We start from the raw sequence: 14,458 nt of genomic DNA, 5'->3' as shown, positions 1-14,458 counted from the left end.
TTCCTCGGAGTACATTTTGCGTTTGGACGCGAGGATGTGCCGGACGGAGCCGCTGCCAGAGCCCGGCTTAGGGAACAACGAGCCCACGCAGTGGCGCATTACGAGGCAACTACTGCTTTTGCGGCTTTTGTGAATCCGGCTCTTCGCCTTCGACTGGAGCGGTGTTGATGCTCCTCGACTGCAGGCGCTGCAGTTCTTCGAGCCGTTCGCCTTTGACGATCTCGGGATCAAGCCGCTCGTTAGGATTCTGCGCCAATACGCGCGCGGCTTCGCTTGCGGCTTGTGCCTCACGAGCTTCCTTCGCAGCGATGCTTTCGGCGTCGCGTACCATTTCGCGGTCTTGCGCAACCTGCTCAAGCGAGGTCGGATCAGCCGATCCAGCTCGTTCGTCGCGGATCTCCTGCTCGATGGCGCGATTACGGATCTCGCGAGCGCGATCGGCCTCAAGCCGCTCAGCCGCCTCGATCTCCTGGGCGCGATGGATCAAAGCTTCGGCGCGCGCGCCGGCAATCCGATGGGCCTGGTCTTCACTGACATGCGTGACGCCACCTTCCTGCAGGGATTTGAGATCCGTCCGGATCGCAAGCAGCTCCATGGTGGGCGCTGCGCGCCGTAAGAACTCCGCTTTCGTCTGGCCGTTCATCATGGCCGCTGTCTTGTTAACGGTCTCGTTGATCTGTTTTAGGTTTTCCCGCATCTGGTCCGCGGTGGCATCTGAACTCATTTGAACACCCTTTCCATCTCGAATAGCAACCACAACAGTACCGGATCGGAAAGCTTGCGTCATCCGATCAATAAATTGACTCGCTATCGCGTTATCCGGCTGAGAAGCAGCAACCGAGTGCCAGTCCCGAAGGCTTGCGTGGGTGGCCTGCAGCTGGCGCACCGAAATCGGAATCTTTATCGGGTTGGCCTTCGCGTAGTCGATCCGCTGGCGGGCTTTCTCGATGACGTGCGGGTTTGCACGGGCGTAGGCGCGGTCACGCGCCTCCCTGCCCGGCCGCGGCTTTTCGGCCGTGGCCACAATCGCCTTGTCGCGCGGACCATAGCTTTGTGATGACGCTCGATAGGCCGCGGAAGTCGCGACGATTTTCATGCCCTGCGCTTGTGCGTGCTGGGCATAGAGCGCGCGCCATTCGCGAAGCTGGGCCGGACCTGGTCGCAATCGCTCACCGTCCTCACCCTTCACGGCGACGATGGCATGGACATGAATATGGCCGCCCTCCTCCGCCATATCGGCATGCATGCCGAAGGCGAATTTGTGATTGGGGAACTGCTCATGCAGGAACCCACGTGCGGCCCTCACCAGAGCTTGCCTGTCCTCGCCCGCCTTGGCCGACAGGATCATGTGCATGGTGTCGCGAGGCTTGTAGGAATTCAGGGTCTTGTCCCAGGACTGTGCGGTCTGCCGAACCGCCTCCTCAGACGCGATCGCGGCGCCGTCGGCGCCGATCGCCGCTCCGTCATGGGTAAGGCGCGCGAGCTGGAACACGACACCGGCTTTGCCGTGGCTGGGCTCCCCAATTGGCTTCACCGAAACGGTATCCTCCTTGACCCCAAGCGCCTCGGAGATCCGCGAGGCAATCATGGCCCGGGTCGGTGCCGAGAACTGGCGATCCTGCTGGCGTCGATCGGAAAAGTGAAACCGATGCTTTACCTTCTCGTTCCCGTTCTCACCCCGCACGACGCTGTGTCCGGCCATGGTCGCGACGACGCGCGCGACGCTCGATCCGTCCTGCAGAGTGTCGATACGATAGGCGAAACCGTGGCCGGCGAAACCTGCCTGAACTGCCTGTGAAAGGCGCTCGGCATTCTCCTGCCCTGCCAGCGAAAGCCGAAACGTCGCCACATCCTCGCTCTCCCGCCGCTTGTCGAAACCCTTGCCCCACAGTTTCATTTCTTCGGCAACGGCTTCCTGCGTTGCCAGGATACGCGCGTCATGCGTCTCGAGCGCGACGCCCTCCTTCTGGATATATTGACTGATGGCGGCTGCCCTTGTGACGCCATGCCCGTAGGAAATCACCTTCAGAACGGCCGGCTGATACCCGGCCGCCAGCTTGTCGGCAGCGGCCCTCGGTGCAGGTCCGCCGGCGAGCTTCCGCCGCTTCGCTGGCAGGGCGAGGTTTAGTCGCCCGGCTTTACCGAGCGGCGGTTCCAGCTCCCCGGGAGACGAACGCGGCACGGGCGGTTCAGGTGGCTGGCTTGCCCCGAAACCGCCCTCCCCTGTCCGGCCGCGAACCGTCTTGAGCAACCAATCATCGTCATTTCCAGCAAAGGACAACATGGCCCGATGCCGGCGCTTGCGGTTCGCCGCGCTCGCGCGAATCCGATCGGCTATGGCCTGTATGGACGACTGGTCGAGGTTCACGCGCCCTCACCATCCAGCAGATGCGCCGCCTTCCGAAGTTTCAGGCCATGCGCGATCGTCATCGCCGTCAATTCGGCGTCGACAGCTTTCACCCTCTCATCCAGCGCTTCCCATATCGGCAACGCCGCCTCCATGGGGGCAGCGTGGCCGGAATGAATGGCATGGAGAAGCTGGCTGAGGTTTCGGCCGACCATCCGGACTTGCGAGGCCAACGCGGCGACAGTGCGTGAATTCTCAGCTGACAGAGCGGGACCGACATCCAGGCTGGCCCGGATAATGCGCCGCAACGTCTCCGCTCGGTCAAGCTGGAACACCTTGCAGGCCTCATCCAGGAGCGCGCCTGCCTCCGGCCCGATATCGATCCGGGAACGCTTTCGAGTGTCCTTGTGGGCGGCGCTGGTGTCCAAAATTCCTCGCTATGGCGGATGGGCCTCACGTCGAAGACGGTCCAGGTCGAAGCGAAGCGACGACCTGCTCAGCCAATTTGGACCCAAATTGCGTATCTTGTCAATTCACCATACCACATTATACTGATCCGATGACTCGCTAGTCCAGAACCAATTATGCATCACGGAATATTGCACCGATGCGCAAATTCATATTATCACATAGGCACTTATGTGCCTTCGCACTTTGCTGCATCGGCGCATAGGCATAATGCAAGAAAGTCACTTTGGCGCCAAATCGCCTATGTGCCTTGACGCCAAAGTCGAACGCGAACATTGGGAAAAAACAATGCCGGAACAACGCGCGGTGCAAATCACAGTGGCCTCTCCCAAAGGCGGGGTCGGCAAGACCATGACCACCATCCTGCTCGCTGGCGAATTCGCCGCCGCCGGTCATCGGGTGACGGTGCTCGACACCGATCCGCAACTGTCCGCGGTGGAGTGGAGCAAAAACAGTCGCCGCGCCGGGTACGCTCTTTCAAACATCGACGTCATCCCCATCGGCTCGACCGACGAACTGATCGATCGACTGGCGCAATCCGACGCCGAGGACCTGCTGCTGGTGGATGTCCAGGGCACGGCCGTGGCCGCACTCGGCCCGGCCGTCGCCAACGCCGACTTCGTGCTGATTCCGACGAAAGCGCACGTCTTCGATGTCAAGCAATGCCTCGGTCTGATCCGGCACATCCGCTCGCTTGGAGGGCGCCACCGCAAAATTCCTTACGCGGTGATGCTCAACATGGTTTCGGGGATCGAGCACAACACGATGGCCTTTCGCACGGCGATCCAGCTGCTGCGGCAGGCCGACGCCAGCGTGCTTGAGACGTTTTTGTCGCAGCGGCCGACCTTCGCCTCAATCGCAACCGCCGGGACGCTTTACGAAGTCCAGCCTGTGAACAAGGCCGTGCAGGATGCTCGCGACCAGACGAATGCCCTGACCGCCGAGATCATCCGCAAACTGAACGGAGCCACCCCGCAATGAACGAGAAAAGCGGTCGGACCGCAAACCAATTGCCGCTGCCCGCCTTGAAACCGCGTGCCCGTTCGGATGATCCGTTCTCGCGCAACATGGCTGCCATAGTGGAATCCAGCATCAGCGAAACGGACAACCTGGAGCAGCAGACGAGAACCCGGTCTGCCAGAGAGGCGAAAGCGAAGATAGAAAGGCCAAAGGCAGACGGCGGGACAGCCCGGCTGCACACGCGCATTCCGGTCTCGCAGATGATCGAGCTGCAGGTCCATTGCGCGCGCAACAGGACAACCATGCAGGAGGTGGTTCAGGGTCTGATAACGGAATTCCTTGCCCGGCAGCCGAAGTAGCCAGACGCGTCCATCAGCGTCGATCGTTACGACCAACCGCGCACGATACGGGCCAACGTGGATTGGCTACATCTCTCCGGGAAGGGCCATCAAAGACGCTGTTGAACGACTGACGTTCGGTTCCATCCATCACCAAAGCGAATCGATCCGCGTCTGCTGATTCAAACCATTCATTGGACGCGCGCGTCCGGCTGCGCGATTCTGTCTGCAATGATCGCGCAGCTCTATCGCCTCTGTATCGAACGCCGCGACGCGGATCGGAACATGGCGCGCTTCTATGCGCTGTCGATCGAGGAGACCCTGTTCGGCCAGACCTGCCTGGTCCGGCGTTGGGGTCGGATCGGAACCACCGGCCGCACGGTACAGCACTCCTTTGATACCGAGGGCGAAGCCGTCGAACTTTTCCTCGCGCTGCTGCGCGCCAAGCGGATGCGCGGCTATCAGCCGCGATCCGCCCGACGCGCAGAAGCGATCCCGTCTGGTTGACAGGGTAGCCGCTGGGGCGACGGGAGCCAGGCGAAGTCGTTCGTGTCCTCGCTCTGGTTGGAGCTGTCGCGCTTGGGTCAAGCGGGGAATTCGACGGCGCCGACAACGATTTCGGAGCTGTTGCGCTCGATGCCGCGTTGTCCGTCCACTGGTGTAGTGGATGCGCCCAAGACCCCTCGGGAGGCGGCGAGAAAGGCATCGAGAGCGGCGGCAGACTTGGCGCCACATTGGTACTGGAAGCCGTTGGCGTCGTCGCACTGCTGTGCTGACTCCGGTGCATCGATACCATTGAAGCGAATGCGCTGGCCATGGATCTCGATCGTGTCGCCGTCGATCACAGATGCGATCCCAGCAATTGCTGCCGGCCTCGGCTTGATTAAGTTCTGCAGATTGATTTCCGGCAGCGATCCGCTGTTAATGCATGACAAACTGCGTCACCAAAGCGAAAGCCGCAGCCATGGTCACGAAGACCAGCCGCATCGGCACGCCGGCCCAGCGCCGTACGAGCGAGCGTCCTGCGCCAGTAAGCTTGCGCCACGGGCTCGACCGATCATTATAGCGGGATTTCTCCAAGCCCCTTCTCCCCGGCGCAAGAATGCGCCCCAAAATACACGGAAAGTCCACAATCCTATCGGAACCGCTCCACTTTTAAATCAAGCGTTATTCGACCATGCTTCCAATCGATGTCACCAAAGGTGAGATTGGCGACCTCGCTCGCCCTGAGACCCAGCCGAGCCAAGAGCAGCAAGACGGCGCGATCACGTAACCGGTCTTCGCCATCACAAGCGGCAAGGAGCCGGTCGATATCGCTTTGCCCAAGGAAGCGCGGTGTCGTTGCCATTTGCCAGCTTGCAAGCTCGGAACCGCATATTCCCGGCCAGCGGGGCATTGCCCGATCGCCACAAGGTATTTGAGGTAGGCGCGCGTTGCGACAGTGATACCCTGAGCCCGAGCGCGGCCATGCGGTTTCGCGCGGTCGAGCACGAAGCCACGCATCGCGGTCGCCGTATAAACCTTTGGATCAGTGCCGAGCGACAACAGAAGGTCGATCAAGATTGGCTGATAGGTATCGAGCGTGGAATCCTTGATACCACGCTGCTCCTTCATCCAGAACCGGAACGCGGCAAGTGCTGGCTAGGTCTCCTCCAGCGACGTGTGCAGCTCTGCAGGCAGAATGTTTTTCTCGCGCAAATAAGCGGCCGCACCCTGCGGAGCGCGCGCGCTTTTGCTGCCCTGGAACACCGACGCCGATGCACAGAAGCCAACCGCGAGCGTGCCAATGTCGAAACCGGTCGCTCGTACCCAGTCACCCCATAGTGCCAGTAGACGCACCACCTCGACGATCGGTGCGGGGGAATAATTCTGCTGAGAAAGCCACTCCTTGAACCCGTCAACATGCGGCAGTAGCCAGTTGATCGAAAGCGCGAATTTCTCTGCACCTTTTTCCATTGAGCGTGTTTTGGCATGAAGTGTCCACTTTGGAGGTGGACACCACGTGATTGAGGACGATGAACAGAAACTGCTGGTGAGGCGAATTTTGCGTAACGGCCGCCGGCGGTACGACGCGGCGTCAAAAGAGCGGCTCGTTGCGGCCTGCCTTGAGCCTGGCGTGTCGGTATCGCGACTTGCGCTTGAACATGGGATCAATGCCAACCTTCTTCGGAAGTGGATAAAGACGACCAAAGACGCCGTTGCTTTGCCGCCACCTGCGCCGTCGGCGTTCATTCCAGTTCAAGTCAGCGTCGCCGCGGAGTACAGCCTGCCTATGCAGGGCAATTCGGTAGAGAGGCCTGCCACGCGTGGTGAAGAGCGGCTGTCGAAGTCGTCGCCACTCCCAGCCAAGGTGAGCGCGTCTTTGCCGAACGGCGTGAAGTTGACGCTGGAATGCGGTGATGTGGATGCATTGACGGCGATCATCGGAGCACTGGGTCATGTTCAGACTGGGCGCTGACCTGACAGTCTACCTGCATCGCGAACCGATCGACTTCCGCGCCGGCATCAACAGCCTTGCGGTCCTGGTTCAGGAGGTGATGGAGCTCGACCCGTTTGCGCCTGCGGTCTTTGCCTTTTGCAATCGCCGTCGCGACCGGATGAAACTCTTGTTCTTTGACCGGTCCGGCTTCATGCTGGTTCTAAAGCGGCTGACCGAAGACAGGTTCCGATGGCCACGCCGGGAGACGGCGGTGGTTACGCTGACGACCGAGCAGCTCCATTGGATTCTCGACGGCATCGACATCGATGCAATGGTGCGCCATCCGGTGCGGCAATATCAGGTTGCGGGCTGACGGCTCCCGAATTGTGCGGTTGACGCGTCGGTGCGGTTCAGATTCAAAACTACGATGAATCGACCTGGCGAACCGACTGTTGAGGAGTTGATGGCGCGCATTGCTGCGCTGCAGGCGCAGAACCGCCAGCTCGCAGAACGCGTGGCCAAGCTCGAGGAAGAGTTGGCGCTAGCGCGGCTGCATCGTTTTGCGCCGAAGAGCGAAAAGCACGTTGATCGCCTCTTCAATGAAGCCGAACAGATTGCCGATGAAGACGACGCCAGCAGCGAAGATGGCAATGTCGTCGACCTGCCGGACACCGGCTTTCCGTCCACCGAAAAGCCGGAGGGAAAGAAGCGTGGCCGCAAGCCTCTGCCGGAACACCTGCCGCGCGAGCGCGTCGAGTATGACCTTGCCGACGGTCAGAAGGCCTGTCCTTGCTGCCGCCACCAGATGCATCGCATGGGTGAGGCCGTCACCGAGCAGCTCCATATCGAGGTGAAGGCGAAGGTCCTGCAGAATGTGCGGTTCAAGTATGCATGCCGCCATTGCGACCGGACCGGCATCAATACGCCTGTTGTCATTGCCCCGATGCCCGCGCAGCCCTTGCCGGGCAGCATCGCCACGGCCTCGACGCTGGCCTTCGCGCTCGTCCACAAATATGTCGATGGCACGCCGCTCTACCGCTTGAGCCAGGCATTCGAGCGAGCCGGCGTGCCCGTCAGCCGCGGCGCTCTGGGGCATTGGGTGATCGGATCGAGCGAGAAGCATCTCTCCCGCATCTATGACGCACTGAAGCTGCGGCTTCGGTCACAACCGCTCATCCATGGTGACGAGACGACGGTCCAGGTCCTGAAGGAAAAGGACAGGGAAGCCACCAGCACATCCTTCATGTGGGCGTATCGGAGTGGAGAGGACAGCGACGAACCGATCGTGCTGCTCGACTATCAGCCCGGCCGCGGCCAGATCTATCCGCAGGCCTTCCTCGGTGATTACCGCGGCATCCTGATGAGCGATGGCTATACCGCCTGGCGCACGCTGGCAGGAGCGACCCATCTGGGGTGCATGGCCCATGCCAGACGTCGCTTCGTCGATGCACTGAAGACCAGAAAGAAAGGCGGCGGCCCGCCGGAGCAGGCGCTGAAGTTCTTCGAACAGCTCTACCGGATTGAAAGCCAGACGCGCAACGAAAAGCCGGACAAGGGCGAAACGCGACATCAATGCATCCGCCGTTTCCGCCAGCAACACAGCGTCCCCATCATGAACGCTCTCAAGGCATGGCTCGACGACATAGCCCCGAAGGTCCTGCCCGACAGCAAGATCGGCGACGCCGTGTCCTACACCCTGAACCAGTGGGAGTACCTGACGCGCTACACCGAAGACGGCAGGATGCCGATCGACAACAACCTGCTTGAGCGCGACATCAGGATTTTTGCCACTGGAAGAAAGAGTTGGCTGTTCAGCGACACTGTGGACGGAGCCAGGGCCAGTGCCGTCGTCTACAGCCTCATGCTGACATGCCGAGCTTGCGGCATCGAGCCCTTGGCCTATTTGCGCCACGTCCTCACGGAATTGCCGCAGCGCGCGGACAATGCCGACATCACCGATCTCTTGCCATTCAACTTCGCCAAAACCGCCGCTACTTGATCCGATGCAACTGGCCGACAGCGACCCCGGTCAAACGGGCCGCGTCAACGCGCATGGAAATGAGCGCTTACAGTTGATCCGAACATCGACACTGCGGCGATATCTATACTTTCGCTTTGTCACGCTGATTTCTGATTTCCTCGATTTGCTTGTTGACGCCGGGGAAGTCCGGCGCGTAGCAACAAATCGGAGGTTTCAAAGCCATTCCAGCGTCGGCGGGCAGCTTTTCCAGCATCACCCCTGGGTTTGCTAAAAGAGGCACCCGCAGCGTGTCTTGTGCATCGGGAGACGGCGGCTGCGACGACGGGTGTGGTGATGCACCCGCGGCGGCGCTGATCATGCTGATGAGGAGACATCGATCATTCACGTCGTTCTCTGCTGACGGCGCGAAAGTCTCCCATACGGCCTCTCTTTTGGGCTGGTCTGGCGCCGGTCCGGCCTTGGCCTGCAACGGCTCCGCCGACCTTCTTCCCCTGACCGCAAGCGGTCATTCCTCGCGAGCCAACAAGCTCGGCTGCCGCCGTCCTTCGCTAACGCTGCGGTCCTGCGGATGCATTCCGTCCAATCCGTCGCCTGTCGACCGCCATCGAGGCCGCATCGGACGGCTTCGAACAACCTCAGGAGATACGACAATGGCTCAGATCGGCACCTTCACCCGCGACGAAACCGGCGCATACGCAGGCACCATCAAGACCCTAACCCTCAACGTCAAGGCCACCATCAAGCCCTGCGACCGCGACAACGACCGCGCACCCGACTTCCGCGTCACAGCAACGGGTGTCGAGTTCGGAGCAGGCTGGAGCCGGACCGCCCGGGAATCGGGCGCCGAATACCTCTCGCTCAAGCTCGACGATCCGTCCTTCACGGCCCCGGTCTACGCATCCCTCGTCCAGGGTGACAAGGGCGAGCACAAGCTCATCTGGTCACGCTGACCAGCACCACGGCGCTCCGCTCAAAGCGGGGCGCTATCACTCAATCACGTAGCCCAGCGCACGATAACCCACTCGTCGCTTTGCGGCCATCCGGGCCAGCACGGGAACGGTGCTATCGACGTAATCGACGACCAAGACGTCTTTCTTATCATCATGCTGGCGATGCAGACGGCCGACATACTGCGCCAGAGTTCCCTTCCAGGCGATCGGCATGGTCAGGAACAATGTGTCGAGCCGGGCGTCATCGAACCCTTCCCCGATATAGCGGCCTATCGCAAGTATCAGGCGCTCATCATCGTCTGCGACATTCAACGCCGTGTTGGCTTGCTTGCGATCCTTCGCCGACATGCCACCGCGCAGCACCACGAGGTTTTTTACAAACGGCGAGAACCTCTGCTGGAGATAATCGAGGTGATCCTTCCGCTCCGTTAGCAGGATGGGCGAACGTCTGGCCTCGAGGGATTTCAACACGTCATCGAATATCAGGTCATTTCGGCCTTGGTCCTGCGCAAGGGCCGCATAGATCGCTGGCATTGACGGGCGCTCGGCCGAGACGAGTGACGATGGCAACTCAAACTTCGTCGAACGGTCGCGGGCACGGTGGCGAATACCACGCTCGGCAGCTTGAACTCTCGCATCGACCCGATGGCGAACGGGGCCGCATTGCATGAAGATGATCGGATGATGGCCGTCCTTTCGGGCGACCGTCGCTGATAAGCCAACCACGTATCGCGCCTTGGACCTGCGAGCGACGAGTTCAAAACTTGAAGCGGACAGATGGTGGCACTCATCGACAATCAGATGACCGTAATTGCCGACAATGTCATCGACCTCGCCATTCCGAACCAAGCTTTGGATCAGCGCCACGTCGATGATCCCTGTTGGCTTCCTTTTCCCGCCACCGATGATGCCGATCTGCTTTGGGTCGATGCTCAGGAAGGAACTCAGACGCTCCACCCATTGGGTGAGAAGCTCCCTGCGGTGAACAAGAACCAGCGTGTTGCAGCTTCGATGTGCTATGAGCGCAGCTGCGACAACTGTCTTGCCGAAGGCAGTCGTGGCGGCGAGCACGCCGTTATCGTTGGCGACAAGAGCATCAAAGGCCCGCGATTGTGGCCGGCGTAATTCCCCTTGAAACGAGACGCCGGCGGGTAGAGCCTCTCCGTCTTCGCGGTGATCCTCGAGAATGGCGGTCGTGCCATGGCTCTTAATGAGTTCAATTACTTCGTCGAAGCAGCCTCGTGGCAGCGCGACATGGCGTGGATGAAGCTCGGCACAGGAGATAATCCGCGGCTTGCCGAATGTCGGCAGTCGCATTGCTTGCGCGCGATAGAATTCCGGATTTTGGAACGCTGCCAGACGCACGAACTGTGCGATCAGCGCCGGCGGAAGTTCCGTCCTATCGAGGTAGACCTGATCTGCGACTACGACCTTGATGCCTTGCGGGATAGCAGCTTCTATTCGCCGTGGCTCGCTACGACGTGACGGCAACATCTTCCACGGCTCGTCGGCATGTTCGTCATCAACCGGCATCCGGACCCCCAAGACCCGCCCCGCCAATTCAGCTTCGTCGGCGATCCTGAAGACTTCGTCTGCCGATAGCCTGCTCAACGACGACAGGTACGCCCACTGATCATCGTAAGGTCGCAAGTCGCCATCGACAAAAACGCTGTTGCCATTTTCTCGAGCCTTCCTTTGTAAGGGAAGCGCGATCAAATTACCGAAGCCGCCAAGTGGCATCGTGTCCTGATTGGGAAAGAAACGGTCATACGATGTGAAGCCGATCTCGGGACGGTTCTCCATCGTCTCTGTTATCAGCGCGGCACCAAGTTGTCGGGCGATCTTCGCGGGAACGGGCTCGGAGAAGAATATCCAGACATGGCCTCCGTTTCCCGACCTCGAGCGTTCGAGGGCTGCGGCAATACCTTTTGCACGACATGTTGCCAGCAAAGCTCTGGTATCATCCGCCCAGCTTTCCTTGTCGAAGTCAGCAGCAAGGAACCAGCATGTTTCGTCTTGCAGCAATGGATATACGCCGGCAACAAAGTCGCTTGAGCGAGCATCGCCGCCACGGAGGTGCTTTTCGATGATATCTTCGGAATATGGGATGAAAGCCTGATGCGGGCAGTCCCCGCATTTCACCTTTGGCTTGCCGCAGATTCCTTTCGCCCACTCGTTGGAACAGTAAGGCGAATAGCCGGTGCGTCCATCCTTTCTATTTTCCCATCGTACCGGAAAAACATCGGCGCGGCCGGCAAACAGCTGCCAGAACAACTCCACCTTTTCCATCGACGGTGAGCTGTTGGTAATAGGTGCATCGGCGAAGGCTGGCTTCTCCACGTCGGCTTGGCCATCGGAAATTAGCTGTTGCTCAAACGCTTCCAGTTCACGCTCAAGCGCCATCCGCTCATCATTCAGATCGGCCAACCGCCGTCGAATGCGCGCGATGTTATCCCAGGGAACACTCTTTTCCGCCAACTTTGTAGCTTTCGCCTAGATGATCATGCGGATTAGCATAGGCCAAAGACGCTCGCACTTTAAGACCGACACCATCCATCTCACTAGCCCGAAGGCTCCGAGATTATGCGGAGCATAATCCGCCGCAACCGCCGGCAAATCCAGACTTCAGCGACCATAACTCCGCATAATCCCGCTCTCTGCATAATCGACGCTACCCGAGTAGACGCGGAAGTGAGGGCCTTTGTCGGAAGGGTTCTCGACGCGGATCAGCTTGGCCTTGACGTTGAGGTTGAGGGTTTTGATCGTGTCGGTGAACCGTAGCCGGTGGAGGTGAAGGTGCCGATGGTAGCCATTGACTCATTCCTTTGTTGGTCGGGCCGCGCCCATCGCGACCTCGATGACGGTCGGTGGAACGGAGGCGATCGACCCGCACCCACCGGGGTTCGGCGCGTTTTCACAATAAAGGACTTGGGCGGGCGATGAACGGCGCGGGAGCGGCAGGAAGAAGCCCTCGGCCTCCGGGCGGAGGTTATCAAAGGCGACGGATAGGCGCGGGATATTGTGCAACCAGATCGTCGACGGTCAGCAATGTAATGCCCTCGACGATCGACTGAGCAATCAGGATCCTATCGAAGGGGTCCTTGTGGATGGGGGGAAGCCCCTCCACGGCTATGGCATGCTCGCTTGTGATTGGCAGGTCATAATAGCCGTTGTCGATCAGGGCCCTGCGCAAAAGACGCGCATCGACCGTGAAATCAGCGCGGCCCAGACCCCGTTTGATCGCAATCTTCCAGAGACTTGCAGCGCTGAACGTCAGGTCGTTGTCGGCATTCTCGATCTCAGCGAGGGCGGCAGGCGGGAGCTTGTCGGGCTCGCCCGCCGCCCAGAGCAGAAGATGGGTATCGAGCAGAAGTTTCATGCGTCGCCGCCAAACAGCTTCTCGATTTCCTCACCGGCCATGCGATCAAAATCGTCCGGAACGGAAAACTGCCCGGCCATAAACCCGACGCGACGCATTTCGCCGGCCGCAGGAGCGTCTATCGCGACGACCTTCACCATCGGCTTGCCGGATTTGGCGATGATGAAAGATTCGCCCTTGGCCGCCTTGTCGATAAGGCGTGACAGATGCGTCTTGGCCTCGTGGATATTGACGGTGCGCATTGCTGACTCCATGACTTAGTCCATGCAACTTAGTCTATGCGTGCCTGACGTTCAAGTGGACCTGCCGAAGAAGGCTGAAGGTCCCGCCTTGCGGCGGAGCCCTCGCGCGAGATCCTCAGTCCCGGTTGGGGCGAGACCAGATCAGCTGCAGGCCTTCCTCGCCTTCCACCTCGATCAGGGTGGCGTAGATCGGAGCGGGGAAGCTCGGGTCGTCCAGCTTGACCGAGAGGTAGTCGCGGCCCTCGTTGGAGACCTTCTGCCAGGCGGCTCCGAGATCGACGCTACCCGAGTAGACGCGGAAGTGAGGGCCTTTGTCGGAAGGGTTCTCGACGCGGATCAGCTTGGCCTTGACGTTGAGGTTGAGGGTCTTGATGGCTCCGGAAAATCCGGAGTTGCCGTTTGAGGTGAAAGTGCCGATGGTAGCCATTTGTCGTCTCCTTGAGTTTCTCGGGCCGCGACCACCGCGACCTCGATGGCGGTCGACAGACCGGAGGCGATCGGCCCGCACCCGAAGGGCCGGAACGAAAGTGAAGGGCAGCCAGGGCGAGGCTTTCTTGTTCCGCGAGGAATGATGGCGAAGCCAGCAGGGGAAGAAAGTCACGACCGGCTGTTGCAGGTTGAGAACGAGGCGAAGCGAAGCGAAGACGGCCTTCGGTCAGACCAGCCACATCGAGGACGCATGTGGTGCGCCCTTCCATGAAACCCCGGCCACGGACGACAGGCGAAGCCTATCGGCATGATCGCCGCAACCGCAGCCACGTTGGAGCGCCATCAAGCCCGGCCGTCCCCGTCACGCGTCATTGCAGAACGACGGCCCCGTGGCCGGAAAGACGCACCAGTCTGCTCATATCGGTCGAACGACGACGAGGCCGATAGGCGAAACTCCAGCAGCCAGGCAACCTGCTGCTTCAAGCAGGAACGGCCCCTTAGCGGTCATGGACATAGGCATCTCGGACTGGGCGCCGGCACGGGCCGGCTGATTGGCTCCGGCCCCGGGATTACCGCTCTGACAGGGGCCAGCCGCAAGGCGGGGCCTTCAGCCTGCTGTGCAGCCCGGTGTGCTGAAGCCAACGACGCTTTCCAGGCTGGACGATCACACGCCGCACATCCCTTCACATTCGTTTGGCAACAAGTCGAGCTGGCCTGTGCCGTCGACAAACCGACTTCGCCAAGGGGAACGCCGGATCGGTGCAGAAAGACCTCGCCGCCGATACCGCGCAGGCCGGTGCGAGTTGCCCGGTCAACGTCGACAGCATCGGGGACATGCCTCGGCGTCATTGTCACGCATGGATCGCCAGAGGCTGTTGGCGTGGATGGGGCAGCCGAGCGCTTTTGGGCGGATTCCGAGCCATTGAGTGGCGACCGGATGCTGCA

General features: G+C 60.4%; 18 protein-coding genes and 1 pseudogene. 7 read left to right on the top strand and 12 right to left on the bottom strand.

The annotated features are described in order from the left end of the window. Positions 1-109: 109 nt before the first annotated feature. Together ACZYHG_RS34210 and ACZYHG_RS34205 are read right to left on the bottom strand one after the other, a co-directional pair. Positions 110-2,368, bottom strand: coding sequence for a relaxase/mobilization nuclease domain-containing protein (locus tag ACZYHG_RS34210; RefSeq protein WP_464614893.1), 2,259 nt, complete (start codon positions 2,366-2,368; stop codon positions 110-112). Further along, complete coding sequence (locus ACZYHG_RS34205) at positions 2,365-2,775, bottom strand: hypothetical protein (protein ID WP_244493981.1); 411 nt, start codon at positions 2,773-2,775, stop codon at positions 2,365-2,367. The genes ACZYHG_RS34210 and ACZYHG_RS34205 overlap by 4 nt, the downstream gene beginning before the upstream one ends. A 328-nt stretch (positions 2,776-3,103) precedes the next feature. Here ACZYHG_RS34205 and ACZYHG_RS34200 point away from each other — a divergent pair, with 328 nt between their 5' ends. From ACZYHG_RS34200 to ACZYHG_RS34190, 3 genes are all read left to right on the top strand, one after another. Continuing rightward, positions 3,104-3,796: a nucleotide-binding protein gene (locus ACZYHG_RS34200; protein WP_464614892.1), complete on the top strand. Its 693-nt coding sequence runs from the start codon at positions 3,104-3,106 to the stop codon at positions 3,794-3,796. After that, positions 3,793-4,134: a hypothetical protein gene (locus tag ACZYHG_RS34195; protein WP_464614891.1), complete on the top strand. Its 342-nt coding sequence runs from the start codon at positions 3,793-3,795 to the stop codon at positions 4,132-4,134. The genes ACZYHG_RS34200 and ACZYHG_RS34195 overlap by 4 nt, the downstream gene beginning before the upstream one ends. 210 nt (positions 4,135-4,344) lie before the next feature. Further along, positions 4,345-4,620, top strand: coding sequence for a WGR domain-containing protein (locus ACZYHG_RS34190; RefSeq protein WP_464614890.1), 276 nt, complete (start codon positions 4,345-4,347; stop codon positions 4,618-4,620). A gap of 77 nt (positions 4,621-4,697) precedes the next feature. Here ACZYHG_RS34190 and ACZYHG_RS34185 read toward each other — a convergent pair whose 3' ends face one another. From ACZYHG_RS34185 to ACZYHG_RS34170, 4 genes are all read right to left on the bottom strand, one after another. After that, positions 4,698-5,048, bottom strand: coding sequence for a thermonuclease family protein (locus tag ACZYHG_RS34185; RefSeq protein WP_464614889.1), 351 nt, complete (start codon positions 5,046-5,048; stop codon positions 4,698-4,700). After that, positions 5,035-5,193 (bottom strand): hypothetical protein, encoded by a 159-nt coding sequence (locus tag ACZYHG_RS34180; protein WP_464614888.1) that lies wholly within the window; start codon positions 5,191-5,193, stop codon positions 5,035-5,037. Before ACZYHG_RS34180 ends, ACZYHG_RS34185 begins: the two co-directional genes overlap by 14 nt. Before the next feature lie 55 nt (positions 5,194-5,248). Further along, a complete protein-coding gene (locus ACZYHG_RS34175) occupies positions 5,249-5,461 on the bottom strand; it encodes a tyrosine-type recombinase/integrase (protein WP_464614887.1) in 213 nt (70 codons plus the stop codon). A 293-nt stretch (positions 5,462-5,754) separates the two neighbouring features. Further along, positions 5,755-6,069: a hypothetical protein gene (locus ACZYHG_RS34170; protein ID WP_464614886.1), complete on the bottom strand. Its 315-nt coding sequence runs from the start codon at positions 6,067-6,069 to the stop codon at positions 5,755-5,757. Positions 6,070-6,118: 49 nt separating this feature from the next. Between ACZYHG_RS34170 and tnpA the strand changes: the two genes are divergently transcribed. Genes tnpA through tnpC form a run of 3 tightly spaced genes read left to right on the top strand, consistent with a single transcriptional unit; the run spans position 6,119 to position 8,531 of the window. Then, the gene (gene tnpA / locus ACZYHG_RS34165) at positions 6,119-6,571 is read left to right on the top strand and encodes an IS66-like element accessory protein TnpA (RefSeq protein WP_464614636.1); all 453 of its coding nucleotides are present in this window, start codon (positions 6,119-6,121) and stop codon (positions 6,569-6,571) included. Further along, positions 6,552-6,905, top strand: a complete 354-nt coding sequence (gene tnpB, locus ACZYHG_RS34160; RefSeq protein ID WP_464613070.1) for an IS66 family insertion sequence element accessory protein TnpB — start codon at positions 6,552-6,554, stop codon at positions 6,903-6,905. Before tnpA ends, tnpB begins: the two co-directional genes overlap by 20 nt. A 54-nt stretch (positions 6,906-6,959) precedes the next feature. Next, positions 6,960-8,531: an IS66 family transposase gene (gene tnpC / locus ACZYHG_RS34155; RefSeq protein ID WP_464613071.1), complete on the top strand. Its 1,572-nt coding sequence runs from the start codon at positions 6,960-6,962 to the stop codon at positions 8,529-8,531. Between the two features lie 103 nt (positions 8,532-8,634). Here the strand turns inward: tnpC and ACZYHG_RS34150 are convergent, their stop codons facing one another. Beyond that, entirely contained in the window at positions 8,635-8,982 is a 348-nt protein-coding gene (locus tag ACZYHG_RS34150; RefSeq protein WP_464614885.1) for a hypothetical protein, read from the bottom strand. A gap of 181 nt (positions 8,983-9,163) precedes the next feature. Here ACZYHG_RS34150 and ACZYHG_RS34145 point away from each other — a divergent pair, with 181 nt between their 5' ends. Continuing rightward, the gene (locus ACZYHG_RS34145; protein WP_464614884.1) at positions 9,164-9,463 is read left to right on the top strand and encodes a DUF736 domain-containing protein; all 300 of its coding nucleotides are present in this window, start codon (positions 9,164-9,166) and stop codon (positions 9,461-9,463) included. A 36-nt stretch (positions 9,464-9,499) separates the two neighbouring features. On the opposite strand, the gene ACZYHG_RS34140 is transcribed toward ACZYHG_RS34145, so the two are convergent. From ACZYHG_RS34140 to ACZYHG_RS34120, 5 genes and pseudogenes are all read right to left on the bottom strand, one after another. Next, a complete protein-coding gene (locus tag ACZYHG_RS34140; protein ID WP_464615355.1) occupies positions 9,500-11,866 on the bottom strand; it encodes a TOTE conflict system archaeo-eukaryotic primase domain-containing protein in 2,367 nt (788 codons plus the stop codon). A gap of 261 nt (positions 11,867-12,127) precedes the next feature. Beyond that, positions 12,128-12,276, bottom strand: a pseudogene (locus tag ACZYHG_RS34135) (DUF736 family protein); the annotation flags it as partial. 179 nt (positions 12,277-12,455) lie between these two features. After that, the gene (locus ACZYHG_RS34130) at positions 12,456-12,842 is read right to left on the bottom strand and encodes a type II toxin-antitoxin system VapC family toxin (RefSeq protein ID WP_464614883.1); all 387 of its coding nucleotides are present in this window, start codon (positions 12,840-12,842) and stop codon (positions 12,456-12,458) included. After that, entirely contained in the window at positions 12,839-13,084 is a 246-nt protein-coding gene (locus tag ACZYHG_RS34125) for a type II toxin-antitoxin system Phd/YefM family antitoxin (RefSeq protein WP_258580728.1), read from the bottom strand. The genes ACZYHG_RS34130 and ACZYHG_RS34125 overlap by 4 nt, the downstream gene beginning before the upstream one ends. A 115-nt stretch (positions 13,085-13,199) precedes the next feature. Further along, complete coding sequence (locus tag ACZYHG_RS34120; RefSeq protein WP_027054589.1) at positions 13,200-13,511, bottom strand: DUF736 domain-containing protein; 312 nt, start codon at positions 13,509-13,511, stop codon at positions 13,200-13,202. Positions 13,512-14,458: the final 947 nt, after the last annotated feature.

Source organism: Mesorhizobium subarcticum (assembly GCF_055456085.1).
This window is presented reverse-complemented; position numbering and strand designations above follow the sequence as displayed.